Consider the following 23321-nt stretch of genomic DNA (forward strand, 5'->3'; position numbering starts at 1 on the left):
CTACCTTTCCTCAGCGGGCTGGAGTCGATTGCCAGCCATTTTAGGGTCTTCTTTTTCTTTTGTTTCTTCATTGTTTTGCTTCACATGGATGAGCATCATCACAAGAATCCCGACAACGAGAGTCAATCCCGCGATGCTTAAAAACATGCCGGGTCTAGACCATTGCATCAGGCGGCCGAAAATCGGAGGGCCGATTGCTACCCCTAAGAAGCGTACAGATCCGTACAGCGAGGTGACAAATCCCCGTCTTTCCTTGCCGACAGCCCCGGTAATGAAACTGTTCACACAAGGAAGGACAAGACCTGAGCCGATACTGCTCAGCACGAGAACACTGATAAAGAGGACAAGATTTTCAATGAATGACAGTGCCGCGTAAGATACGGTCATGAACGCCAATCCGAGTACGATCAGTTTTTTCATTAACGATTGCTTTTGCCCGATTTTGCTTCCTGTTGTATAAGACGTCACACACATAACCAAAAGTGGAATCGCTAAAATCAAGCCTTTTTTCACGCCGTCGGTGTCGTATGTTTTTTCAAGAACATCTGATAGGTAAAACAGGATGCCGAATAAAGTAAACAAACAGGTCGCACCGGCTAAATAAGCGGTAAACAGCCATCTGCCTTCATGTTTAAAAACACTTAACAGCCCTTTCGCATATTTTCCGATAGGTGGCGGTTCTTTTTCCTTTTTCTTCTCTTTAATAAAAATCCAAGTCAGTACGATCGAAATGATACAAAACACAGGAAAGGCAAAAAACGCGCCATACCAGACAAGCAGGGCGATCAGCGAGCCAATGATCGGCGATAGCACTTTCCCCATGCCGTTTGAAGCTTCAACAAGGCCGAGCACCTTGCTCTCCTGGGCGCCTTTAAACAGATCTCCCGTCAGTGCCATGGCAATTGGGCCGGTTCCGGCTGCCCCGATTCCCTGTAACGCTCGTCCTGCCATGACCCAAGGGTAGGCATTGTCAAAAAAACCTGCCGCAAACCCGGCTAACAAACCACCGGCACCATACAAAATTAAGCAGGGAATAATGATGACTTTCCTTGAGAATCGGTCTGCGAGATAACCGACAATCGGAATCGCAAATGCTGCAATCAAGGAAAATACTGTGATCACGAGACTGACTTGAAATTGTGATAAATGAAGTTCAGATTTCATTTTTGGCAAAATCGGAATAAGCATCGAGTTTCCTAGGGTTAATATTAAAGGGATTGAACCGATTGCTACAATCGTCATTCCGTTATTTTGTTTTGATGATTCCATCTCAGAGCACACTCCTTTTCTTCTGCTTAGAATGTCCCTGATGGCTTCGTTTATTCAGCGAGCAGACAGCAAAAAACCGAACAGAAGATACCTGTTCGGGAAAAAAGAGGGTTAACCGAGAGCCTGTGAAATCAAAGCATATAAGTGTCCATTTTGAATAGGCGCTTTTTTCTGATAGAACAACAGCGGAGGTTCATCATCTTTATGAAATCCCATTTCTATCAGGCTGTCATGCAGAGACGTGTGTTCACCCGGTATATCGATTCGCATCGGACCTTGTTTGCCGGCCGCCAGCCTGTTGATTAATTGTGCAGCAACGTCTGATGATGGAGCGATAATGGGGCCGAATTTCAAATGGGCCGGTGTTTGTACAGATAGTCCGTACCCAATGAACTGTCCGTCATGATTTCTGGCGATGACACATTCGCATGAAGTGGAAATAAGCTGCTGCAAAAGGTTTGATCGATCTCCTCCAAAGGCGGCCAGATCTGCCGTCGCTAAGTCTTGAAAGTCTTGTTCTCTAAAGGATGACAGTTCAGCGTCAAGCTGTTTTGTATAAGGTTGAAAACTGTGACAGCTGTACTTTCGCACTGTTCCTGCCGTATGAAAGCCTGCTTTTTCATAAAGCGGCAAACCTTCTTTTGTGGCGCAAAGCCTGATGGCGGTGTTTTCATCCGTTTGGGTGATACAGGCGTTTACCATACGCCGGCCTAGACCGAGCCGTTGATATTCTTTGTCCACGATCACGAGGCCGATAGAAGCAAGACGGCCAAACAAAAACAAGCCGATGCAGGAAATAATATCACCGCTGACATTTTGATAGCCGAAAAAGCGTCCTTGCTGGACAAGCAGTGCCAGCTCTTGTTCGCCGTAATCCGGCCACCCGGCTTGCCTGCAAAGCCGCAATAGACTAGGGATATGTTCTTCATGAAGCTTAATCAGCTCATCGATTACCCTCATACAGATCACCTGCTTGTTTCGAGTTTTTTATACATGATGATATGTGTGCCTATGCCGGGAATCTCAAACGGTTCACCGAGTTCTTCCCAGCCAAGCTTTGAATAGTAGCCTTTCACATGGCTTCTGGCATTGCACCAGACTGCCTGAACGCCGTTCTTTGCCAGTTTCTGCTCCGCGTGTTTGATCAGCGTGCTCCCGCCTTTTTGATCACGATATCCTTCAAGCGTTGCCATGCCTCTCAGCCGATATGCTGGGGATTCTGTTACTAATGGCTGAATTTGCGGGGAAAAAGAAGCGATGCTGATCAGCTTTCCTTCAAAAAACGCGCCGAGATGAAAGGAGCCTTTTGCATGATCCTCTTCATATTTGCATTGTTCAATGGATTGATGGGGACGCAGAATGCGGTGCCGAATTTCATATGTATCTTCCGCGGAAATGGTTTTGACTTCGAGCATAATGTTCCTCCTCATGACTGTTTTTCTATATCGTAACACGAATCCCGTTGAAAAAGACCGCCCGATTGGATCAGACAGTCTTTTAAGGGATTAATGCAAAAAGATATTTTGGCGCTGCTCATCTTTTTGCTGAATATATGAAGTGAGCTCAGCGGTTAAGTCAGATCTGAGGAAAGGCGTTATCAAGTAGATGCCGTTAAACAGCTCGCATGCCGTATCCAGCAGGGAGCGTGCAATTGCAAGGCCTTCCGCCTTTTGCTTTTCTTTATCTTCACCGGCATGGGCCATTTTTTCGCGAATCGTATCAGACAGCTTAATGCCGGGAATTTCATTATGGATGAATTCGGCATTCCGGCTGCTTGTCAGCGGCATGATGCCGATATAGATCGGCGTCTTCAGATGTTTTGTTTCGTTATGGATATCGACAAGCTGCTGCTCGGAATAGACAGGCTGAGAAACAAAATAATCTGCGCCGCAATCTATTTTTTTCTCAAGCCGTTTTACCGCTTTATCCAGATGGCGGACGTTAGGATTAAATGCGGCGGCAACTGAGAAATTCGTTTTCTTGCCGAGCGGTTTTCCAGACAGAGACAGACCTTCATTGAATTGTTTGATCAGCCTGATTAAATCAAAAGATGTTAAATCATATACAGACGTCGCACCAGGAAAATCCCCGATTTTAGAAGGGTCACCTGTAATAGCAAGTACGTCATTCAGCCCTAACGTATCAAGGCCCATTAAATGTGACTGTAAGCCGATAATGTTACGGTCACGGCACGTAATATGGACAAGGGAACGCATATCGAGCTGCTGCTTGACAAGGGCGCCGCAGGCAACATTGCTGATCCGCGGGGTCGCCAAAGAATTGTCGGCGAGTGTCAGGGCATCGATTCCCGCTTCTTTTAATTCAGCAGCAGCGGACAGAAATTTGTCAAAGCTTAGTTTTTTCGGCGGGTCCAGCTCTACGATAATAGAGCGTTTTTTCGCTGCGATCTCATCCAGGCCGGGCTCGGTTCGCTCGTGATGAACAGAAATGAATTCTTTCGCCCGGGTTTTGACTTCTTTTTCCGTAATCGGAGCCAGCCCGCCAACCGCTTCCGCCATCGCCCTGATGTGATTCGGCGTTGTGCCGCAGCAGCCGCCGATAATCCGCGCACCTTGCTTACGGAATTCTGACGCGCTGTTTTGAAAATACGTGTCGTCTGTTTCATAGACGAGCCGTCCCTCTTCAAGCGAAGGAAGACTGCTGTTCGGATAAACGGATAAGAATACGTCATCAAAAATCGGCACTTCGCTTAGCGCTTCAATCATGTGATAAGGGCCGAGGCGGCAGTTAATGCCGACAATATCAGCTCCGAGATCCGCAATCGAGCGCAATGCGTCAGAAAGCGGCGTTCCGTCCTGCAATACGCCTTGCTCGTGCATGGAGACATTGAGCATAATCGGAAGATCAGTCTCTTTGCGCGCGATTTTCAGCACTTCACGGGCTTCTTCCAAATCATAATACGTTTCTAACAGCAAGCCATCCGGCTCTTCATGCAGCAGCAGATACAGCTGCTCGCGGAAGCTGCGCTTAATTTCGTCAAGACTGTATGCGTTTTTATTAAATGTGCGTATGCCGCCCATCGTTCCAAGCACGTATGCATCGCCTGCTGAAGCCCGCGCGATCTTTACGGCCTCCTGATTCATTTTTTTGATGTCATCCTCAAGCCCGTGTCTGGATAATTTAATATAGTTGGCCCCGTACGTATTCGTTTGAATAATGTTGGCTCCCGCTTCAACGTACGCTTTATGTATGCGCTGAATTTCCTCCGGCTTTGAAATATTGAGCTCCTCAAAACACCTGTCAATGCCATAGGAGTAGAGGAGCGTCCCCATGGCGCCGTCACCGATTAACACCTGTCTTTGCAAATCTTCTAAAAGTCCCATTGTCTGCCTCCTTTATTCACATCAGCAAGGAAAAAAGAGAAATAAAAAAAGTCCTCTTAAGAAGAAGACTTTGTCAGTGATTTTGTCTCTTCTTATCTTCCAAGCTGTTCGAGCTTGCTGGATTTAGCACCTTGGTCATGGCTGATCGCCATTACACCGGTTGCTGAAGCTTCGTCGGGCCAGTCCCTCTGCTTCTCTTGATAAGAACGGATATGAAATTTTCGTGTCAGGAAGTGCCAAAAGATACCTGGCGTTTTTCCCTTTCTCCAAATTTACCGAAAATAAAGACAATAATCAATAGGAATCAGAAAATTTATCTGAAATTTATAAATTGAACGTCAATTGGCAGATCTGCTCCCCGCACAGCTGAGATAATCTGCTGCAGGTCATCTTTGTTTTTTCCGGTGACACGCACTTGATCATCCTGCACCTGAGACTTTACTTTCAGTCCGGAGTTTTTGATGATCGTATTGATTTTTTTTGCGTTGTCCTTGTCAATGCCTTGAACAAGCTTTGCACGCTGGCGTACCGTTCCGCCTGACGCGTTTTCAACCTTGCCGTACTCAATGTTTTTTGTCGGTACGTTTCGTTTAATCAATTTGCTGACCAGCACATCTTTCAGCTGGCTTAATTTGAATTCGTCATCGGAAACGAGGATAAGCTCCTCTTTATCTAAAGAAATGTCGCTTTTGCTGCCTTTAAAGTCATATCGGGTACTGATTTCCTTCAGTGCAATTTGGATTGCGTTTTGCACTTCAGGCAATTCCACCTTGGATACAATATCAAATGAACTTTCTTTTGCCATATGAAAACCTCCATAACATTTAACTTATGTGTTGATTATAGTAGAATAAAGAGAAACTTCCAACAGAACAAAGAATCAATTTGTGATGATTGGAAAAAATGTTAACAAAATCCGCAGAGAATAAGCGGAACAGGAAGGACGATAGCATGAGACCAGGGCAGCAATTAACCTTGAGTATAGATCACCAAACCGACTTCGGTTACTTTTTAACCGATGGGGAAGATACGATTCTCTTACATAACAGTGAAATGACTGAGGATATCGAGGACAGAGACGAAGTAGAAGTCTTTATATACGTCGACCAGCAGGAAAGGCTTGCGGCCACGATGAAAATTCCGGTCATCAGCGCGGATGAATATGGCTGGGTTGAAGTGGTGGATAAAGTGGAGGATATGGGCGTTTTCGTTGATGTCGGTTTATCGAAGGACGCACTAGTCGCAACTGAGCATTTGCCGCCGTACGAAGATGTCTGGCCGCAAAAAGGGGACAAACTTTACTGTATGCTGAAGGTGACGAACCGGGGGCGCATGTTTGCGAAACCAGCGCCGGAAGATATCATCAGCGAACTGTTTACCGACGCTTCAGAAGATCTGATGAATAAAGAGCTGACAGGTACGGTGTACAGGCTGATCGCATCGGGTTCATTCGTGATCACGGATGACGGTATCCGCTGTTTTATTCACCCGTCAGAAAGAAAAGAGGAGCCAAGACTGGGTTCAAGAGTCACAGGCCGGGTGATTCAAGTGAAAGAAGACGGTTCAGTCAACTTGTCGCTGCTTCCAAGAAAACAGGATGCAATGTCAGTTGATGCTGAGTGCATTCTAACGTATATGAGAATGAGAAACGGTGCCATGCCGTACAGTGACAAAAGCCAGCCTGACGATATCAGAGAACGTTTTAATATGAGCAAAGCCGCCTTTAAACGCGCGCTGGGCCATTTGATGAAAAACGGAAAAGTGTATCAGGAAAATGGATGGACATACGAGAAAAAATAGCATGAAAATGGCTCGCCTGCAGCAGACTGCGGAGCGAGCCGTTTTTTTATGTCTAGTTTAATTCATCAACCAGTGTTCTGATTGCCATTTCGCGATCCACATTGTCTGAAATCGCTATCGGCGTAATATCAATGGCGAGAATGATCAGAATCAGGGCACCGGCTGCAGCAACATAGGAAACATAATAGAAATAGTTAGCGGTATCAACAGTGTTGACAAGCTCGGCCTGAACTCTGGATGTATCATCCTTAGAAGCGGCGATTTCCTTTGCAGCTTCTACTTTTTCTTCAACGATTTGACCTGCTTTTTTCAGCAGTTCATCCACTTTCAATGCATCTTTGCTGTAAACAGCTTTCTTCAGGTTATCAAAAAAGTCAGCATCCTCTTTTTTAATATCAGCGACAACCTGATTGGCAAAAGCCTTTGCCTGTTTTGTGTTGAGTTTGTCTGTCATCGCTTTATTAAAGACCTCTGGAAGCTGTTTGCCAACTTCCCCTTGGGCAAACACAAAGCCTTTAAAAATTTCCTCACCTGAATACTCAAGCTGCTTTGCCTGTGCCACACTTTCTTGCTGCTTCACCAAAAACACAGTCGTCACCAATACAACCGACAAAAATACTAGAAACGCCTTCTTCAAACTGAAACCTCTCCCTTCTTGTGTTTTTTATTCCACAACAGTCTGCGAATATATGTAAATTGAATCGTGGAATCGATAGGAGTGAGATACAATATCAAAATGCCGGCCATGATAATCGAAAAACTGATGAGGCCCAGCATGACTGCAAAAATCTCATGCATAAAAACAGCGATGATCAAAATCAATCTCCAATGCTTCTTCGGCGCAAACAGCGCCGCGAAGATGACAATTTGAACCAGCAGCGTCCCCCATGTCGGAATCACCACGAACGGACTTGTTACAATTGGCTTCGTTAACGCCTGAAAAAAGCCGTTGAAGCCTATGGTTTTTTCCTGGGCGAAATAATAGACGGCCGTTCCGTCCACCCATTCCTGCTGAGACAGCTTAGCGACGGTAGAGTGAAAATAAAGCACCGCCACTTGGATTCTGATCACAAAATAAGAAATAAAAGCTGTTATTTTTCCAAGTGTTCTTTTGCCCTCTATAGGTCTCGTACTCCAATGCCATTTTCTCGGATCGGTCAGCGTGATGGGAAGCAATAAAAAGGTAATGACGGCTGCTGCCTGCTCGCCTCCGTCGATGACGATCAGCGATGACTGCAGGCTGTAACTGACATACCAATGCAGAACCCCGGTGATTCTGGGGCGCCAGCCAATGACAACAAGCACCAGAATGGCAATGCAGACCCATCTGAAAAGATTTAACATCATATAGTTATTTTCGCCGAGGCAAAAGAGACTGAGATTCATTTTACAAGCTGGATAGCTGCTGATCCCGCTGGCTGGCTTCATAATGAGGCTCGGGTGATTGATGAGCAGCGTCAGCAGGCTGGATAGCGCAATGATGCTTCGCGCGAGGCCGTATACATTTGTCCACGGGTTTCTTTCGTCCCATCTGGTGATGGTCTGTTTTATGTTTTCGAGCATGAGATCACAACCTTGACTATGCTTTTTACCTGATAAGACGAAGGGGTGTATTTAGAATAGCTCCAAGGAACAATATCCTCTTTCGTCAAATAGTAGCTTCCACAAAGCAGCGGGCGGGGAGCGGGTGTTTTTAATTGCACGGTTTTGGCTTTGCTTTTGCATGCGCCGAGGTCCTTTTCTTTACATGCTGTCCACTGTTCCTTGCCGACTTGGCTGTAGATCACGCCCATTTCAACGCCTTGTGACCGCCCATACCGATACAGGCCAAATAGGTTGTCAGCCCTCATATTGGGCCATCTGACCTTGGTGCTGGCATTTTCAGCCTCATATAAGCCGATTGCAGTATCACGCGGATTTTTGCTAAAAAAGCCCCAGCCCTGAGGGAGGATGCTGGACATGAGAAATTTGGAGTCCTTTGTCAGCGGAATCGGGGTTGTCCCTAAGCTGCCAATAATAGAAAACAGAAATAGCGAACCCCAAAGGATTGAAAAAATGAAAAAAAATGATATCGATTTCTGCATTCGACTGCTCCTTTTAACCTGAAGAATCGTTTTTACACTTTTCATAATATAAAAACATTTATGTAATAAAAAGGTTAAAAAGTATGAGAAATCCCATTTTTGTTAAAAGAAAAAACAGGACATTTTACACTGCTATATGTGATTGATATATAGTGGTTTTTTCGATATATTTAAACCATGAAAACGAATCAAGTTAATGACCGCTGGATTGTTCAATTTCGAAAAGGGATTTTCGAGCTGGCCATCCTATCCCTTCTGCGTTCTAAACCGATGTACGGTTATGAGCTGACGTCATCCTTAAAAACCACCTCGGCGCTGGCTATTTCAGAGGGAGCGATTTATCCGATTCTGAAACGTATGACCGAGAAGGGATGGATCGAATTTTTTTGGGAAGATTCACTGGACGGCCCGAAAAGAAAGTATTACAAAATGACGCAAAAAGGAGAAGAAATGTTAAAAGAACGGCTGGAGAAATACCTGGAAACCCATCAAGCCTTACTGTCTTTATCGGGGGATTTGCTATGAATGGACAGCTTATCATTGACCGATACATGGAGGAACTAAATGCAGAGCTGGCGAATATGCCTGATGTAGAGAGAGAAAACGCTATCGACGAATTAAAGGGGCATATCACCGCTTTCGTTCAAGACAGAATCAAAGCCGGCCTTAGTGAAGAGGAACTGCAGGAAGCTGTTGAATCTGAATTTTCTCATCCGAAGGAGCTTGCCGAATTGATGATGGGTGATGGGGGAGAGACGAAAAGGAGGAGGTCTTTATTGGGCAAAAGCTGGCTTTCGGTCCTTCTCATTGTCACGATTATCGCCCTGCCGCTGCTGCCGTCCGACTTCAGACAGCTGCCGCTGGCTGTTTATTTAATGGTGCTCGCCGGATATGTATGGAAGCGAAAAAAATTGATGATGTTTGCAGGTGTCAGAAAAAACAAAATGCGCTCTCAAAAGGAGATTGTTACGATTTCGCGAGTCGGTGCGGTTTATCTGCTGTTTTTAGCAGTGCTGCTTCTTTTGAGCCCGTTCCTCAATGCGCTTGTCGTCCTGCTGCTGATTGCAGTAAGCTGCGCCGCTTTTTTTCTTTTTCTTAACATCAAGTAATCTTGTAGGAGGCTGTAAGATGGAAATCAGCATCAATTATCTATTAATTGTCATCGCGCTTTTATTCTTTGTGGTTGCCTATTTTGTCGGAATCAAAAAACAAACCTGGATGCTGGCTGGGTTTAACGAGGCGCGTATACGGGATAAAGACCGGCTGGCCAGAATAGCAGGCTACTTTTTCTTGAATTCCGGTTTGTTCATTTTGCTGAATAGTTTTATCTCATTTCAAGGTCAGGAGCAGCTCATACCTCCGCTTATACTGGCATATGGAGCAGGGGTTATTATTTATGTCAATAAAAAATTAGTAGAGTAGAAAAAGAAGGGCAGAGCGAAATATCTCCGCCCTTCTTTTTTGGGAAAATAAGAACGAAGCACCACATACAAGTTTTTGTATTTTTGATAGGATGAAGAAAAATGGTAGATTCCAAAATAGGAAGGATGTGGTGTTTTGCGCAACCTGACCAAGACATCTCTATTACTGGCCGGCTTATGCACAGCGGCCCAAATGGTTTTTGTAACACATGCCTCAGCTGAAGAAAGCATCGAATACGACCATACGTATCAAACCCCTTCATACATCATCGAAAAGTCATCGCAGAAGCCGGTACAAAACACAACCCAGAAAGAATCGCTATTTTCCTATCTTGACAAGCATCAAACGCAGTTTAAGCTCAAAGGGAATGCGAACAGCCATTTTCGCGTTTCGAAAACCATAAAGGATCCAAAGACAAAACAAACGTTTTTTAAATTAACGGAGGTTTACAAAGGAATTCCGATTTACGGCTTTGAACAAGCGGTCGCGATGAAGGAAAACAAACAAGTGAAAAGTTTCTTTGGAAAGGTGCATCCGCAAATCAAGGACGTCTCCGTCACACCGTCTATTTCTGAGAAAAAAGCAATACATACAGCAAGGCGTGAGCTCGAGGCTTCCATTGGAAAAATCGAATATCTTGATGGGGAACCAAAAGGCGAATTATATATCTATCCACACGACGGTGAATATGATCTCGCCTACCTTGTGAGACTCTCGACATCTGAACCTGAGCCTGGCTATTGGCATTATTTCATCGATGCCAAAAACGGAAAGGTCATCGAGTCCTTTAATGCCATTCATGAAGCGGCAGGTACAGGAATCGGCGTGTCAGGTGATGAAAAAAGCTTTGACGTCACAGAACAAAATGGGCGCTTTTATTTGGCTGACGAAACAAGGGGAAAAGGGATCAATACATTTGACGCGAAGAACCTGAACGAAACCTTGTTTACGCTTTTGTCTCAACTGATTGGGTATACGGGCAAAGAAATAGTCAGCGGCACGTCCGTATTTAATGAACCTGCGGCTGTAGACGCACACGCAAATGCGCAAGCCGTTTACGATTATTACAGCAAGACATTTGGCCGTGATTCTTTTGATCAAAACGGAGCAAGGATTACGTCTACCGTGCATGTCGGCAAACAATGGAACAATGCTGCGTGGAACGGTGTCCAGATGGTATACGGGGATGGAGACGGTTCGAAATTTAAGCCGCTGTCTGGATCGCTCGACATTGTCGCGCATGAAATCACACACGCAGTCACACAGTATTCCGCCGGTCTTTTATATCAAGGAGAACCCGGTGCATTAAATGAGTCCATTTCTGACATTATGGGCGCGATGGCTGACCGTGATGATTGGGAGATCGGCGAAGATGTCTATACTCCTGGTATTGCAGGAGATTCATTGCGGTCATTGGAGGACCCATCTAAGCAGGGAAATCCAGATCATTACTCGAACCGCTACACAGGAACAGAGGATTATGGCGGAGTCCATATCAATTCGTCCATTCACAATAAAGCAGCTTATCTTCTTGCAGAAGGAGGCGTGCACCACGGTGTACAGGTTGAAGGGATTGGGCGTGAAGCAAGTGAACAAATTTACTATCGGGCTTTAACATATTATGTAACGGCATCTACAGATTTCAGCATGATGAAGCAAGCGGCGATTGAAGCTGCCAATGATTTATACGGTGAAGGCTCGAAGCAATCAGCTTCAGTCGAAAAGGCGTATGAGGCTGTCGGCATTCTATGAGCAAACAAAAACAGTCAGGACACAGAGTCTGACTGTTTTTGTTTGCTCATTTTCTTAAAAAGAATATCGCCAATGTACCTGGACCGGCATGCGAGCCGATTGCTGAACTGATTGGATGCATAATGATTTCTTTCGGCTTGAACGCTTCCTCAATCAGGTGTTTCATGTCCGTGGCTTTTTCTTTGTTCGCGGCGTAGCTGATCCCGACGGTTTGATCGCTCCAATCATTCCCGCGCTCTTTCATAAGCTCGATGATCCGTTTGAAAAGTTTCTTCTGTCCGCGGATTTTTTCCAGAGGCACAAGCTTGCCGTCCTCCATCTGAAGCAGCGGTTTAATATTCAACAGGCCGCCGACAAAAGCGGACGTTTTAGATATCCGGCCGCCCCTCGCGAGATATGTTAAATCATCAACGGTAAAAATGTGTTCAAGCTGGCTGCAAAAGTTCTTTACAGACGTTTCAATTTCTTGTATTGTATTCCCGTTGATACAGAGATCGGCAGCATGCTGGACAGCCAGACCGTATCCTAATGAAGCGCATTTGGAATCAATGACCCGCAAATCGAAATCGGGGAATTCCTCCTTCACTTCATTGGCGATCATTACAGCTGTCTGATACGTGCCGGAGAGACCTGAGGAAAAGGCAATGTAAAGAGCGGGATCACCTGTTTCGGCATATTGCAAAAACACATTTTTAATCGTTTGCGGTGAGGCTTGGGACGTCTTAGGTGTTTCTCCATTTTGCATCGCTTCAAATATTTGATCCGCATGAATTGTGACTGCATCTTCGAATTCTTTATCGCCGAGAGAAACCCTGAGCGGAATAAAGCCAATGCCTTTTTCTTCAAAATAAGAACGAGGCAAATCAGTGGCGCTGTCAGCGATGAGATGAACTGTCATATTGCTTCCCTTCTTTCCGTTATCGCTCGTTATCATGAGAGTTAAGCCAACTATATCATATTAATTTGCCAAAATCGTGTTCAAATATTTGTTTTAAGGGAAAACATAATAAAGAAGAAAGAGCGGAGGAACATGCCATGGTACTAGATCAAACAAAAAAATTACTCATTGTCATCATCGGCGCTTTACTCAATGCTGCCGGGCTGAACTTATTTTTGATACCTGCAGATGTATATGCCAGCGGATTTACAGGTGTTGCCCAGCTTTTATCAAGCGTCGTTGATCAATATGCCCCCTTTTACATATCGACGGGAACGCTCTTGTTCCTCTTAAACATTCCGGTCGGTATTTTAGGATGGCTGAAGGTCGGCAAATCGTTTACAGTGTACAGCATTTTAAGTGTCGCACTCACTACTCTGTTTATGGGGATCCTGCCGGAAACAAGCCTGTCACATGACATTTTGCTGAACGCGGTGTTCGGCGGCGTCATTTCCGCAGTCGGTATCGGCTTAACATTAAAATACGGAGCTTCGACAGGCGGGCTTGATATCGTCGCCATGGTGCTTGCAAAGTGGAAGGATAAACCCGTCGGCACGTATTTCTTCATTCTGAACGGGATTATCATCTTGACGGCAGGATTATTGCAAGGTTGGGAGAAAGCATTATATACCCTGGTTACGCTGTATGTGACAACAAGGGTGATCGACGCCATTCACACTCGCCACATGAAGCTCACGGCAATGATCGTGACGAAAAAGGCGGACGAAATCAAGGAAGCCATTTACGGAAAAATGGTGCGCGGCATCACAACTGTTCCGGCAAAAGGAGCTTTTACGAACGAACAGAAAGAAATGATGATTATCGTCATCACTAGGTATGAACTGTACGATTTAGAAAAGATCGTCAAAGAAGTTGATCCGAAAGCATTTACGAACATTGTTCAAACGACAGGGATTTTTGGTTTCTTTAGAAAAGACTGACGAAAGCAGGTGGAAGTCGTGAAACGGCTGCTTGTGATGCTCCTCCCCGTGCTGCTTTTGATAGGCTGCGGGAAAGATGAGCAGACAGAACCCGATAAGGAGGTATCAGGCGGAATGGAGAATCAAGAGGTTGTTTTATCTATTGACGCAATTCAGGAGCCTGAACAAATCAAGTTTAACATGTCGCTGAAGAACCAAAGCGAACGTGCTATTGAGTTTCAATTCAGCACAGGGCAAAAATTTGAACTTGTCGTGTATGATTCTGAGCACAAAGAAAGATACCGTTATTCGAAAGACAAAATGTTTACGCAGGCTTTTCAAAACCTGACGCTTGAATCTGGAGAAACATATGATTTCTCTGATGTGTGGAAGGAAGTCCCTGAGCCCGGAACCTATGAGGTAAAGGTGACATTTAAGGGCAGGGCGGAAAATCTCAAGCAGGTTCAGGCTGTTCAGCAGTTTGAAGTCAAATAAGAGGCTATGGCGAGTCGCCATAGCCTTTTTTTATTGGAGTTTGTCCAGCTGATTTTGAAATTGATGCAGCTGTTGACGTTCCGCATCTGTCGAATTGGCATACGCAGAAGATACAGCATTTTTGGCTCTCAGAATCGCTTGCTCCTGATCGCCTTCCTCAAAGCCGTTTGTCACCATGACCGCCTGTTGAACAAATGATTTTGCCTGCTGAAACAGTTCATTTCTCATTTAATATTCAACCTGGCTTTCGGCCGAGTCTCGTGCCGCGGCATGCTGGTGAGCTTCTTCTAAAGTAGACCGATATGGAAATCTTGCGGCGTGTAGCCCGATGGAGTCTTTACCCTGCTGAATAAACCTTCTGGATTTGCTTCGTTTACCCATTTTGAGACTGCCCCCTTCCATACTTTGACGAGATGAGTCGTCTTCAATAGTATGGTGGGGCAAAGTAAGGTTTATGAGTGGGAAAAATTAATACGGACCTTCCTTTAAAGTGAGAAATATTCTTTCAAAAACCTTGCAACGCCGTCCTCTTCATTTGTAGCCGTTGTTCGGTTGGCAATCTGCTTGACCGCGTCAATTCCATTTCCCATTGCAACGCCACAGCCTGCAAATTCAAGCATTTCCAAATCGTTATCCTCATCCCCGAAAGCAATGATCCGCTCCCTCGGCACGCCGTAATAATCGCTGATTTTCTGCAGGCCGACCGCTTTATTCATGCCGCTTTTGATAATTTCAATGACATGCCACGGTGCGGCCCATCTTCTATGGTCGATTACCTCGGCATGCACATCCGATAAATATGAGCGTATTGCCGGCACATCCTCTTCTTTTGCATGTATGAGTACAGAAGTCACATCTTCACCAAGATTTTCCCGCAAGTCTCCGACCGTTACATTTGTTGTGTTCATGTTAAAGGCATCTATCAGGTGCTCATCATGGTAATGAAAGTATACGTCGTCAATCACTTCAGCAAGCACGTTATGTACGTTGTAGCTCTCGCTGATATCCACGAGCTGTTTGACAACATCAAGCGGCAGTGACGTATGATACCGTCCCCAGCTGTCGTCTTGCGGATGATGGACAAATGCTCCGTTAAAATTGACAATTGGCGTTGTCAGCTCCATCTGCTGGTAGTACATGGAACTTGAACGATACGGACGGCCTGTTGAGATGCAGACATAATGCCCGTCATCTTTTAGACGCTGTATCGTCTGAAGGGTGTTTTCAGATATGGTTTTATCATCCTTTAATAATGTTCCATCTAAATCTAATGCGATTAAATAGGGTTTTGTCTCCATGAAAAGCTCCTTTAACCTTAGATTTTGCTTGTTTTTCCTTACTTACAGTGTAGCTTTTTACCATCTTTATTGTCTACATGTTACACTTATGATTATGGTTATCCTAAGGAGGGGCACATTGTGATACAAATTGAGAATCAAACCGTTTCCGGTATTCCGTTTTTACATATTGTAAAGGAAGAGAACAGGCACCGCGCTGTTCCTCTCGTATTCTTTATCCATGGTTTTACAAGCGCGAAGGAACACAACCTTCATATTGCTTACCTGCTTGCGGAGAAGGGCTTCAGAGCCGTTCTGCCGGAGGCTCTGCACCATGGGGAACGGGGAGAAGAAATGGCTGTCGAAGAGCTGGCGGGCCATTTTTGGGACATCGTCCTAAACGAGATTGAAGAGATCGGCGTGCTTAAAAACCATTTTGAAAAAGTAGGCCTGGTAGACGGCGGCCGCATCGGTCTCGCAGGCACGTCAATGGGCGGCATCACAACGCTTGGCGCTTTGACTGCATATGATTGGATAAAAGCCGGCGTCAGCCTGATGGGAAGCCCCAATTACGTGGAGCTGTTTCAGCAGCAGATTGACCATATTCAATCTCAGGGCATTGAAATCGATGTGCCGGAAGAGAAGGTACAGCAGCTGATGAAACGTCTCGAGTTGCGGGATCTCAGCCTTCAGCCGGAGAAACTGCAACAGCGCCCGCTTTTATTTTGGCACGGCGCAAAAGATAAAGTTGTGCCTTACGCGCCGACCCGGAAATTTTATGACACGATTAAATCCCATTACAGCGAGCAGCCGGAACGCCTGCAATTTATCGGAGATGAAAACGCTGACCATAAAGTCCCGCGGGCAGCTGTGTTAAAAACGATTGAATGGTTTGAAACGTACTTATAAAGCACTAAGTTATTAACAAGAGCTGAATTTACGTTATACTGTAGAAAAAAGGAGTGAGGGAACGTGGAAGAAGCATTAAAAGAAAACATCATGGGCGCCCTGGAACAGGTTGTCGATCCTGAGCTTGGCGTTGATATCGTGAACCTCGGCTTGGTATATGACGTTGATATGGATGAAGATGGCTTGACGCACATCACCATGACGCTAACATCAATGGGATGCCCTTTAGCGCCGATTATCGTGGATGAGGTGAAAAAAGCATTAGCGGACCTTCCTGAAGTGAAAGACACAGAGGTTCACATTGTATGGAATCCGCCTTGGACTAGGGATAAAATGTCCAGATACGCAAAAATTGCGCTTGGCATTCAATAAAACAAAAAAGGACAGCCTGACATGTGAGGCTGTCCTTTTTTACAGCTGAAAGGAGTGAAAGGAAATGATGTACCTGCTGGCAGTTTTATGCCCGCCGCTTGCTGTTTTGTTTTCGGGAAAACCGTTTCAGGCCTTGCTGAATCTCATATTGACCTGTATCTTTTGGCTGCCGGGCGCGATTCACGCCTGCTTTATCGTCGCCGACCGCCGTGCCGAAAAACGGGCAAGAAGATAATTTGGAAAAATGAGGACGCAGTCATGGTATAATGGTCATAAAAACAGCAGGGAGAGCACTATGAAAAAGAAATTGCTTGCATTCGCGCTTTGTACTGGCGCGTATGCGGCCCTGTTTGCGTACTCTGTGAACTCAGAGCAAAAAACAGCCACAAGCGAGATGACGGATGTCAGCCGCCTGATGCCTGTAAAAATAAAGCAGACAGTGAAAGGGCAGGAAGAGGAAACGCTCATTGACACAGTCAAAGAGGCAAATCGAAAAAACATAAAAATTTCAATCGCCGGGGCCCAGCACTCCATGGGCGGCCATACATATTATGAGGACGGCATCGTTCTCGACATGACGGGCTACAACAAAATCCTGTCACTCGATCAAGAGAAGAAAACCATCAGGGTGCAAAGCGGTGCAACGTGGAATGATATCCAGAAATACGTGAATCCATACGGACTCGCGGTAAAAGTCATGCAGTCACAAAACATTTTTACAATCGGCGGATCTCTCAGTGCAAATGCACACGGACGTGATATTCGCTACGGCTCGCTGATTGATACAGTCAAATCATTCCGGCTTTTAAAAGCTGACGGGACGATTATCACTGTCACTCCAAAAGATGATTTGTTTACGGCGGTCATCGGAGGGTACGGCCTTTTTGGCGTGATTCTTGATGTAACGCTTGAGCTGACAGATGATGAGCTGTATGTCATGAAGACAGAAAAAATGAATTATAGTACATACGCAGACTATTTTTCAAAGCATGTAAAAGGAAATCCAGATGTCCGAATGCATCTGGCGCGAATTTCAACAGCGAAAAAAGGATTTCTGAAAGACATGTATGTCACAAATTACGTATTGGCTGATCATCAGGATCAACTGCCATCATACAGCGATCTCAAAGAAGATGAGTATACGGGAGCCACAAAGTTTGCACTCGGTTTGTCAAGACGATATGAATGGGGCAGGAATTGGCTGTGGGACACACAGCAATCCTATTTCCTGAGCCAAAACGGCACAGAGATTTCACGCAATAACGTCATGCGGTCCGAATCAAAGTTTCTTGAGTATGAAAACAATGACAACACAGATGTTTTGCAAGAATACTTTGTGCCCGTGAAGGAGTATGGGTCCTATATTGATGACCTGAGACAAACGCTGTCGGACGAAGATCTGAACCTGCTGAACATTACGATCCGCTACGTGCAGAAAAATGAAAAGGCCGACCTTTCCTATGCGAAGGACGATATGTTTTCGCTCGTGCTATTAATAAACGAGGGCTTTTCAAAAGAAGACCAGGCAGATACTGCCCGAATCATCAGGCGCATGACAGACGTTGCCATCAAGCACGGCGGAAGCTATTATCTGCCTTATATGACCTACCAGACAAAAGAGCAAATGAGACAGGCATATCCGAAAAGTGAAGCGTTTTTTCAGAAAAAACGAACCTATGACCCGGATGAGCGCTTTATGAATTACTTTTATCAGAGGTATAAATAATGGGGAAAAACAAATTAAAATGGCTGACATTATCACAAAGCAGCGTGTTTTTCGCAAGCAGCTTAATCTTTCCGTTTTATATTCTGTTTGTGAAAAATATCGGCTCAAGCTACACACAGTTCGGTTTTTCCTACGGATTGTTCGGGTTGAGCGGAGCGCTCATTTACCCGCTCCTCGGACGGCTGTCTGAAAGGTTTGACAGCCGTTATTTTCTGCTTCTGAACTCGTGGGGGATGGCTGTTCTGCTTTTATATGTCCCGCATATCGGAAGCGTCGTTCAAGTGTATATCGTCCAAGTGCTGTTAGGGCTCTTTGGAGCGATGCAAAAGCATGGAGAAAAAGTGCTGATCGCTAATTTTACAGACAGCGGAGAGCGTGGAAAAAAGATTGGAAATTACCATTTTTGGACAGCTGTCTTTTCAGCAGCAGCCATTATGCTTGGGGGCTTTCTCGCTGACTTTTTCACAGTGCAAATGATTTTTTATGCAAGCTCTATTCTATACTTTTTGAGTGGATTGATGATGATGAAAACAGGCTGACGCGGTCAGCCTGTTTTTTTATGCGGCTGAAATGCGGCGCCGCATCAACGTTTTTGTGCTGGAGTCGTGCTGATTTTTTTGAGCGGAATTTCCATTGAACAGAAAATTTATAAATGAATAAAAATATTAAATATACGATTGAATTAATTTTTATTCATGTTATAATGTTAAATAATTTCACAAAGACCAAGAGGGTGAACTTGTTTTGAAAATAGGAATTGTAGGTGCTACAGGATATGGAGGCACCGAACTTGTCAGGATTCTTTCGCATCATCCTCATGCAGAGGAATGCATACTTTATTCATCCAGCGGAGAAGGGAATGTCTATAGCGAGGGTTATCCTCATCTTACCGGCTTAGCGGATCAGAAGCTGAAGCCGATTGATATGAATACGATCAAACACGAAATAGATATCATGTTTCTCGCTGCGCCGCCCGGAGTATCAAGTGAATTGACTCCAAAGCTGGCAGACGCGGGAATTCCGGTTATTGATCTGTCAGGTGATCTGAGGATACAAGAACCGGCTGAATATGAAAAATGGTATAAACGGACAGCGGCACCGAAGGCAGTGATTCAAGAGGCGGTATACGGTCTGGCAGAACTGAATCAACAACAAATTCAACAGGCGAAACTCATTGCCAATCCAGGCTGTTTTCCAACAGCTGTTTTGCTTGGCCTCGCGCCATTGGCTCAAAAGAATCTGCTCGATGAATCTTTTGTTATCGTTGACGCGAAGACCGGTGTTTCCGGAGCGGGAAGAAAAGCATCCATGGGAACTCATTTTTCTGAGCTGAACGACAATTTTAAAATTTATAAAGTCAATGAACATCAGCACACGCCGGAAATTGAGCAGGCGCTGAATGAATGGCAGCCAGGTCTCGGGCCCATTACATTTTCGGCTCACTTGGTTCCGATGACAAGGGGCATCATGGCGACGATGTATACCAGATTAACCTGTGACCTATCCGCAGATGACCTGCATGATTTATATTCGGAATTTTACCAAGATTCATATTTTGTGAGAGTGAGGCCAAAAGGTCAGTACCCGCAAACGAAAGAAGTGTACGGCAGCAATTTCTGTGATATCGCCGTGACCCTCGATGAGAGAACGAACAGAGTCACGATCGTCTCGGTAATCGATAATTTAATGAAGGGTGCCGCCGGTCAGGCAGTGCAAAACTTTAATTTGATGAATGGCTGGAATGAAGAAACTGGACTCACCATCACGCCAATTTATCCATAGAACGGGAGAGAATCGAACCATGATTCAGTTAAGTGAAGATCAAATTGTAAAAGTAACAGGTGATGTATCCTCGCCAAAAGGGTTTCAGGCAAAGGGTGTGCATTGCGGGCTGCGCTACTCGAAAAAAGACCTCGGTGTCATTATCAGCGAGACACCGGCTGTGAGTGCAGCAGTTTATACCCAAAGCCACTTTCAGGCTGCTCCGATCAAAGTGACACAAGACAGCTTAAAGCACGGACCGACACTGAAAGCCGTTATCGTCAACAGTGCCATTGCCAATGCCTGCACGGGAGAACAAGGCCTAAAGGACGCATACACAATGCGGGAGAGCTTTGCTTCACAGCTTGGCATTGAGCCGGAGCTTGTCGCTGTTTCATCAACGGGTGTCATCGGCGAGCATTTAGACATGGAAAAAATCCACGCGGGGATCGAGCTGCTGAAAGAAACACCTGCGGGATCAGGCGATTTTGAGGAAGCGATTTTAACAACTGATACGGTAATCAAGCAGACGTGCTATGAGCTGGCAATCGGCGGCAAAACAGTCACGATCGGCGGAGCGGCCAAAGGCTCTGGGATGATACACCCGAACATGGCCACGATGCTGGGATTTGTGACAACTGACGCGGCAATCGAAGAAAAAGCGCTGCAAAAGGCGCTTCGGGAAATCACTGACGTTTCATTTAACCAAATCACAGTTGACGGAGAAACATCCACGAACGATATGGTATTAGTTATGGCGAATGGCTGCGCCGAAAACGAGTGCCTGACAGAAGACCATCCAGACTGGCCGGTCTTTAAAAAAGCGCTCTTGCTCACTTGTGAGGATCTAGCTAAAGAGATTGCCAGAGACGGAGAAGGCGCGACAAAACTAATTGAAGCCCAAGTACAGGGAGCGAAAAACAATCTTGATGCAAACGTCATTGCCAAAAAGATTGTCGGCTCAAATCTTGTAAAAACGGCAGTATACGGAACAGATGCCAACTGGGGGCGGATCATCGGAGCCATCGGACACTCCGCAGCACAGGTGACGGCAGAAGAAGTAGAGGTTTATCTTGGCGGCCAATGCCTGTTTAAGGATAACGAACCTCAGCCATTCTCTGAATCTCTCGCCAAGGAATACCTTGAAGGAGATGAAATCACCATTGTCATCAAGATGGATGAAGGGGACGGAAACGGGAGAGCGTGGGGCTGTGACCTGACCTATGACTATATCAAAATTAACGCGAGCTATCGCACGTAATAAAGGGGAGCGAAATGAAGAAAACTATCGTTTTTAAATGCGGGGGAAGCGTCATCCGTGAGCTGTCGGAGGAATTTTTTCAAAATCTGAAAGAGCTGATGGCGTCAGGCTGGAAGCTGGCGATCGTACATGGCGGGGGACCGGAAATCACGAATATGCTGAAACGGTTAAATATCAAGACAGAGTTTTCGGGCGGACAGAGGAAAACAACGAAGCCGGTGCTGGAAGTGGCGGAAATGGTTTTATCCGGTTCTGTCAATAAATTTTTCGTTGCTGAGCTTGCCAAACACGGACTGCGAGCCGCAGGCATTTCTGGTAAGGATGGCGGTCTTTTGGAGGCTGATTATCTAGATCCGGAAACATACGGAGAAGTGGGAGAAATCAAAAAAGTCGATGCGTCCATGGTGAACGCGCTGATGGAAAATGGCATCATCCCCGTTATTGCGCCGCTGTCTATGACAAGCGACTGCAAAACGCTGAATGTAAATGCTGATCTGGCTGCTTCAGCAGTCGCCGGAGCGCTTGAAGCCGATAAGCTGATGTTCGTCACGGATGTCGATGGAATCATGAAGGAAAAGCAGCGTCTGGACGTCCTGACCCCTAAGGAGATTCAGATGCTGATCAAGCAGGAAGTGATCACAGGAGGGATGATCCCGAAGGTCAATTCAGCCTTGTCAGCTTTATCAGATCAGGTGTCTGAAGTCATAATCGTAAACGGAAAAGGATCATTCTTCGCAGAACAAACCTTTCAAGGGACAAAAATTGTCAAAGCAAAGGAGGCTGTTTCATGAGCAGCTTGTTTCAAACCTACGGCCGTTGGGATATTGACATCAAAAAAGCAAAAGGAACGTACGTTGAGGATAAAAACGGCAAAACGTACCTTGATTTCATTCAGGGGATTGCGGTATCAAATCTAGGACACTGCCATGAAGCGGTGACAGAGGCAGTCAAAAAACAGCTTGACAGCGTATGGCACGTATCAAACCTGTTTCAAAACAGTCTCCAAGAGCAAGCGGCACAGAAGCTGGCGGCGCATAGTGCGGGAGATCTTGTCTTTTTCTGCAACAGCGGCGCGGAGGCGAATGAAGGTGCGATAAAGCTTGCCAGAAAAGCAACTGGAAAAACAAAAATCATCACTTTTCTTCAGTCGTTCCATGGCCGCACGTATGCAGGGATGGCTGCGACCGGACAGGATAAAATCAAAACAGGCTTCGGCCCGATGCTTGAAGGCTTTCACTACCTGCCATACAATGATCCTTCCGTTTTTAAAGCTCTTGGGGAGGAAGGCGATATTGCCGCGGTGATGCTTGAAACAGTGCAGGGAGAAGGAGGAGTCAATCCGGCAAGTGCTGAATTTTTATCAGCCGTACAGTCGTTTTGCAAGGAAAAGCAAGCCCTTCTCATCATTGATGAAATCCAGACCGGCATCGGACGGACGGGAAAAGGCTTCGCATATGAGCACTTCGGACTCTCGCCGGATATCATCACAGTCGCCAAAGGATTGGGAAACGGCTTTCCGGTCGGCGCTGTCATCGGAAAGAAACAGCTTGGAGAAGCGTTTACCCCTGGTTCTCACGGAACGACTTTCGGAGGAAACATGCTGGCGATGGCTGCTGTGAATTCCACATTGCAAATTGTATTCCAGCCTGACTTTTTGCAAGAGGCTGCTGACAAAGGAGCGTTTTTAAAAGGACAGCTTGAGGCAGAGCTAAAGAGCCCTTTTGTTAAACAAATCCGAGGTAAAGGATTAATGCTTGGAATTGAGTGTGATGGCCCGGTTGCTGACATTATTGCTGAATTGCAGTTATTAGGCTTGCTTGTATTGCCGGCCGGCCCGAACGTGATTCGGCTGCTGCCGCCGCTCACCGTGACTAAGGATGAAATAGCAGAAGCCGTCAGCAAGCTGAAACAGGCAATCGCTCATCATTCCGCTGTAAACCAGTGATTTTTTTTCGATATAAAAGCATAAAAATTCATTTTTATAATTAATTA

28 protein-coding genes and 1 riboswitch are annotated in these 23321 nt (G+C 45.6%); of the genes, 16 read left to right on the plus strand and 12 right to left on the minus strand.

Annotated elements, in window-relative coordinates:
* The 5 genes from NST79_RS05995 to NST79_RS06015 form a co-directional block, all read right to left on the minus strand.
* A complete protein-coding gene (locus NST79_RS05995; RefSeq protein WP_003233041.1) occupies positions 1–1269 on the minus strand; it encodes an MFS transporter in 1269 nt (422 codons plus the stop codon).
* Positions 1270–1380: 111 nt separating this feature from the next.
* Positions 1381–2229, minus strand: a complete 849-nt coding sequence (locus tag NST79_RS06000) for a GNAT family N-acetyltransferase (protein ID WP_029317595.1) — start codon at positions 2227–2229, stop codon at positions 1381–1383.
* Positions 2230–2234: 5 nt separating this feature from the next.
* Positions 2235–2684 (minus strand): GNAT family N-acetyltransferase, encoded by a 450-nt coding sequence (locus NST79_RS06005; protein WP_029317596.1) that lies wholly within the window; start codon positions 2682–2684, stop codon positions 2235–2237.
* Between the two features lie 90 nt (positions 2685–2774).
* Entirely contained in the window at positions 2775–4613 is a 1839-nt protein-coding gene (locus NST79_RS06010; RefSeq protein WP_003245847.1) for a bifunctional homocysteine S-methyltransferase/methylenetetrahydrofolate reductase, read from the minus strand.
* An 89-nt stretch (positions 4614–4702) separates the two neighbouring features.
* A riboswitch (SAM riboswitch) is annotated at positions 4703–4820 on the minus strand.
* Between the two features lie 106 nt (positions 4821–4926).
* On the minus strand, positions 4927–5418 hold the full coding sequence (locus NST79_RS06015) for a YajQ family cyclic di-GMP-binding protein (RefSeq protein WP_021479576.1): 492 nt from the start codon (positions 5416–5418) through the stop codon (positions 4927–4929).
* A 98-nt stretch (positions 5419–5516) separates the two neighbouring features.
* Between NST79_RS06015 and NST79_RS06020 the strand changes: the two genes are divergently transcribed.
* Complete coding sequence (locus tag NST79_RS06020) at positions 5517–6413, plus strand: S1 RNA-binding domain-containing protein (RefSeq protein ID WP_015252384.1); 897 nt, start codon at positions 5517–5519, stop codon at positions 6411–6413.
* A 52-nt stretch (positions 6414–6465) separates the two neighbouring features.
* On the opposite strand, the gene NST79_RS06025 is transcribed toward NST79_RS06020, so the two are convergent.
* Genes NST79_RS06025 through NST79_RS06035 form a run of 3 tightly spaced genes read right to left on the minus strand, consistent with a single transcriptional unit; the run spans position 6466 to position 8497 of the window.
* Positions 6466–7050 (minus strand): sporulation delaying protein family toxin, encoded by a 585-nt coding sequence (locus NST79_RS06025; RefSeq protein ID WP_003244950.1) that lies wholly within the window; start codon positions 7048–7050, stop codon positions 6466–6468.
* Positions 7047–7976 (minus strand): sporulation-delaying protein SdpB family protein, encoded by a 930-nt coding sequence (locus NST79_RS06030; protein ID WP_167408047.1) that lies wholly within the window; start codon positions 7974–7976, stop codon positions 7047–7049. The genes NST79_RS06025 and NST79_RS06030 overlap by 4 nt, the downstream gene beginning before the upstream one ends.
* Complete coding sequence (locus tag NST79_RS06035) at positions 7961–8497, minus strand: SdpA family antimicrobial peptide system protein (protein ID WP_101172495.1); 537 nt, start codon at positions 8495–8497, stop codon at positions 7961–7963. The genes NST79_RS06030 and NST79_RS06035 overlap by 16 nt, the downstream gene beginning before the upstream one ends.
* 177 nt (positions 8498–8674) lie before the next feature.
* On the opposite strand from NST79_RS06035, the gene NST79_RS06040 reads away from it, so the two are divergent.
* The 4 genes from NST79_RS06040 to nprB all read left to right on the plus strand — a co-directional run bounded on the left by NST79_RS06040 (position 8675) and on the right by nprB (position 11671).
* Positions 8675–9022 (plus strand): PadR family transcriptional regulator, encoded by a 348-nt coding sequence (locus NST79_RS06040; RefSeq protein WP_003245674.1) that lies wholly within the window; start codon positions 8675–8677, stop codon positions 9020–9022.
* On the plus strand, positions 9019–9606 hold the full coding sequence (locus NST79_RS06045) for a hypothetical protein (RefSeq protein ID WP_046160269.1): 588 nt from the start codon (positions 9019–9021) through the stop codon (positions 9604–9606). The genes NST79_RS06040 and NST79_RS06045 overlap by 4 nt, the downstream gene beginning before the upstream one ends.
* A 19-nt stretch (positions 9607–9625) precedes the next feature.
* Positions 9626–9919 carry a DUF3784 domain-containing protein gene (locus tag NST79_RS06050; RefSeq protein WP_003233021.1) on the plus strand — a complete coding sequence of 98 codons (294 nt, stop codon included), beginning with the start codon at positions 9626–9628 and terminating at the stop codon, positions 9917–9919.
* Positions 9920–10054: 135 nt separating this feature from the next.
* Positions 10055–11671, plus strand: coding sequence for a neutral protease NprB (gene nprB, locus NST79_RS06055; protein ID WP_167408048.1), 1617 nt, complete (start codon positions 10055–10057; stop codon positions 11669–11671).
* Positions 11672–11717: 46 nt separating this feature from the next.
* Here the strand turns inward: nprB and NST79_RS06060 are convergent, their stop codons facing one another.
* Positions 11718–12569, minus strand: coding sequence for a DegV family protein (locus tag NST79_RS06060; protein WP_167408049.1), 852 nt, complete (start codon positions 12567–12569; stop codon positions 11718–11720).
* A gap of 137 nt (positions 12570–12706) precedes the next feature.
* On the opposite strand from NST79_RS06060, the gene NST79_RS06065 reads away from it, so the two are divergent.
* Positions 12707–13549 (plus strand): YitT family protein, encoded by an 843-nt coding sequence (locus tag NST79_RS06065; RefSeq protein WP_003245017.1) that lies wholly within the window; start codon positions 12707–12709, stop codon positions 13547–13549.
* 18 nt (positions 13550–13567) lie between these two features.
* Positions 13568–14023 carry a BsuPI-related putative proteinase inhibitor gene (locus NST79_RS06070; RefSeq protein ID WP_014479419.1) on the plus strand — a complete coding sequence of 152 codons (456 nt, stop codon included), beginning with the start codon at positions 13568–13570 and terminating at the stop codon, positions 14021–14023.
* 30 nt (positions 14024–14053) lie between these two features.
* Here NST79_RS06070 and NST79_RS06075 read toward each other — a convergent pair whose 3' ends face one another.
* The 3 genes from NST79_RS06075 to yitU form a co-directional block, all read right to left on the minus strand.
* Complete coding sequence (locus NST79_RS06075; protein WP_003245613.1) at positions 14054–14251, minus strand: DUF3813 domain-containing protein; 198 nt, start codon at positions 14249–14251, stop codon at positions 14054–14056.
* Positions 14252–14404, minus strand: coding sequence for a hypothetical protein (locus tag NST79_RS06080; RefSeq protein WP_017695668.1), 153 nt, complete (start codon positions 14402–14404; stop codon positions 14252–14254).
* Positions 14405–14508: 104 nt separating this feature from the next.
* Positions 14509–15321, minus strand: coding sequence for a 5-amino-6-(5-phospho-D-ribitylamino)uracil phosphatase YitU (gene yitU, locus NST79_RS06085; protein WP_014476412.1), 813 nt, complete (start codon positions 15319–15321; stop codon positions 14509–14511).
* A gap of 120 nt (positions 15322–15441) precedes the next feature.
* Between yitU and NST79_RS06090 the strand changes: the two genes are divergently transcribed.
* From NST79_RS06090 to NST79_RS06130, 9 genes are all read left to right on the plus strand, one after another.
* The gene (locus NST79_RS06090) at positions 15442–16209 is read left to right on the plus strand and encodes a prolyl oligopeptidase family serine peptidase (RefSeq protein WP_076457870.1); all 768 of its coding nucleotides are present in this window, start codon (positions 15442–15444) and stop codon (positions 16207–16209) included.
* Positions 16210–16272: 63 nt separating this feature from the next.
* Entirely contained in the window at positions 16273–16581 is a 309-nt protein-coding gene (locus tag NST79_RS06095) for a metal-sulfur cluster assembly factor (RefSeq protein ID WP_003232998.1), read from the plus strand.
* Positions 16582–16645: 64 nt separating this feature from the next.
* Entirely contained in the window at positions 16646–16816 is a 171-nt protein-coding gene (locus NST79_RS06100; protein ID WP_003232996.1) for a YqaE/Pmp3 family membrane protein, read from the plus strand.
* 60 nt (positions 16817–16876) lie between these two features.
* Positions 16877–18307, plus strand: a complete 1431-nt coding sequence (locus NST79_RS06105) for an FAD-binding oxidoreductase (RefSeq protein ID WP_029946354.1) — start codon at positions 16877–16879, stop codon at positions 18305–18307.
* Positions 18307–18846 (plus strand): MFS transporter, encoded by a 540-nt coding sequence (locus NST79_RS06110; RefSeq protein ID WP_003232993.1) that lies wholly within the window; start codon positions 18307–18309, stop codon positions 18844–18846. Before NST79_RS06105 ends, NST79_RS06110 begins: the two co-directional genes overlap by 1 nt.
* 205 nt (positions 18847–19051) lie before the next feature.
* Positions 19052–20089: an N-acetyl-gamma-glutamyl-phosphate reductase gene (gene argC, locus NST79_RS06115; protein ID WP_033883600.1), complete on the plus strand. Its 1038-nt coding sequence runs from the start codon at positions 19052–19054 to the stop codon at positions 20087–20089.
* Positions 20090–20108: 19 nt separating this feature from the next.
* The gene (gene argJ / locus NST79_RS06120) at positions 20109–21329 is read left to right on the plus strand and encodes a bifunctional ornithine acetyltransferase/N-acetylglutamate synthase (protein ID WP_212058995.1); all 1221 of its coding nucleotides are present in this window, start codon (positions 20109–20111) and stop codon (positions 21327–21329) included.
* A 14-nt stretch (positions 21330–21343) separates the two neighbouring features.
* Entirely contained in the window at positions 21344–22120 is a 777-nt protein-coding gene (gene argB, locus NST79_RS06125) for an acetylglutamate kinase (protein WP_116315455.1), read from the plus strand.
* Positions 22117–23274, plus strand: a complete 1158-nt coding sequence (locus NST79_RS06130) for an acetylornithine transaminase (RefSeq protein WP_212058997.1) — start codon at positions 22117–22119, stop codon at positions 23272–23274. Before argB ends, NST79_RS06130 begins: the two co-directional genes overlap by 4 nt.
* The last annotated feature ends 47 nt before the right edge of the window (positions 23275–23321 follow it).

Source organism: Bacillus sp. PS196 (genome assembly GCF_037963555.1).
Classification (GTDB): Bacteria; Bacillota; Bacilli; order Bacillales; family Bacillaceae; genus Bacillus; species Bacillus subtilis.

Coding starts and splice junctions, on each gene's coding strand:
- NST79_RS05995 (WP_003233041.1), bottom strand. CDS start 1,269: ATGGAATCATCAAAACAAAATAACGGAATGACGATTGTAGCAATCGGT.
- NST79_RS06000 (WP_029317595.1), bottom strand. CDS start 2,229: ATGAGGGTAATCGATGAGCTGATTAAGCTTCATGAAGAACATATCCCT.
- NST79_RS06005 (WP_029317596.1), bottom strand. CDS start 2,684: ATGCTCGAAGTCAAAACCATTTCCGCGGAAGATACATATGAAATTCGG.
- NST79_RS06010 (WP_003245847.1), bottom strand. CDS start 4,613: ATGGGACTTTTAGAAGATTTGCAAAGACAGGTGTTAATCGGTGACGGC.
- NST79_RS06015 (WP_021479576.1), bottom strand. CDS start 5,418: ATGGCAAAAGAAAGTTCATTTGATATTGTATCCAAGGTGGAATTGCCT.
- NST79_RS06020 (WP_015252384.1), top strand. CDS start 5,517: ATGTTAACAAAATCCGCAGAGAATAAGCGGAACAGGAAGGACGATAGC.
- NST79_RS06030 (WP_167408047.1), bottom strand. CDS start 7,976: ATGCTCGAAAACATAAAACAGACCATCACCAGATGGGACGAAAGAAAC.
- NST79_RS06035 (WP_101172495.1), bottom strand. CDS start 8,497: ATGCAGAAATCGATATCATTTTTTTTCATTTTTTCAATCCTTTGGGGT.
- NST79_RS06040 (WP_003245674.1), top strand. CDS start 8,675: ATGAAAACGAATCAAGTTAATGACCGCTGGATTGTTCAATTTCGAAAA.
- NST79_RS06045 (WP_046160269.1), top strand. CDS start 9,019: ATGAATGGACAGCTTATCATTGACCGATACATGGAGGAACTAAATGCA.
- NST79_RS06050 (WP_003233021.1), top strand. CDS start 9,626: ATGGAAATCAGCATCAATTATCTATTAATTGTCATCGCGCTTTTATTC.
- NST79_RS06060 (WP_167408049.1), bottom strand. CDS start 12,569: ATGACAGTTCATCTCATCGCTGACAGCGCCACTGATTTGCCTCGTTCT.
- NST79_RS06065 (WP_003245017.1), top strand. CDS start 12,707: ATGGTACTAGATCAAACAAAAAAATTACTCATTGTCATCATCGGCGCT.
- NST79_RS06075 (WP_003245613.1), bottom strand. CDS start 14,251: ATGAGAAATGAACTGTTTCAGCAGGCAAAATCATTTGTTCAACAGGCG.
- NST79_RS06080 (WP_017695668.1), bottom strand. CDS start 14,404: ATGGGTAAACGAAGCAAATCCAGAAGGTTTATTCAGCAGGGTAAAGAC.
- yitU (WP_014476412.1), bottom strand. CDS start 15,321: ATGGAGACAAAACCCTATTTAATCGCATTAGATTTAGATGGAACATTA.
- NST79_RS06100 (WP_003232996.1), top strand. CDS start 16,646: ATGATGTACCTGCTGGCAGTTTTATGCCCGCCGCTTGCTGTTTTGTTT.
- NST79_RS06105 (WP_029946354.1), top strand. CDS start 16,877: ATGAAAAAGAAATTGCTTGCATTCGCGCTTTGTACTGGCGCGTATGCG.
- NST79_RS06110 (WP_003232993.1), top strand. CDS start 18,307: ATGGGGAAAAACAAATTAAAATGGCTGACATTATCACAAAGCAGCGTG.
- argJ (WP_212058995.1), top strand. CDS start 20,109: ATGATTCAGTTAAGTGAAGATCAAATTGTAAAAGTAACAGGTGATGTA.
- argB (WP_116315455.1), top strand. CDS start 21,344: ATGAAGAAAACTATCGTTTTTAAATGCGGGGGAAGCGTCATCCGTGAG.
- NST79_RS06130 (WP_212058997.1), top strand. CDS start 22,117: ATGAGCAGCTTGTTTCAAACCTACGGCCGTTGGGATATTGACATCAAA.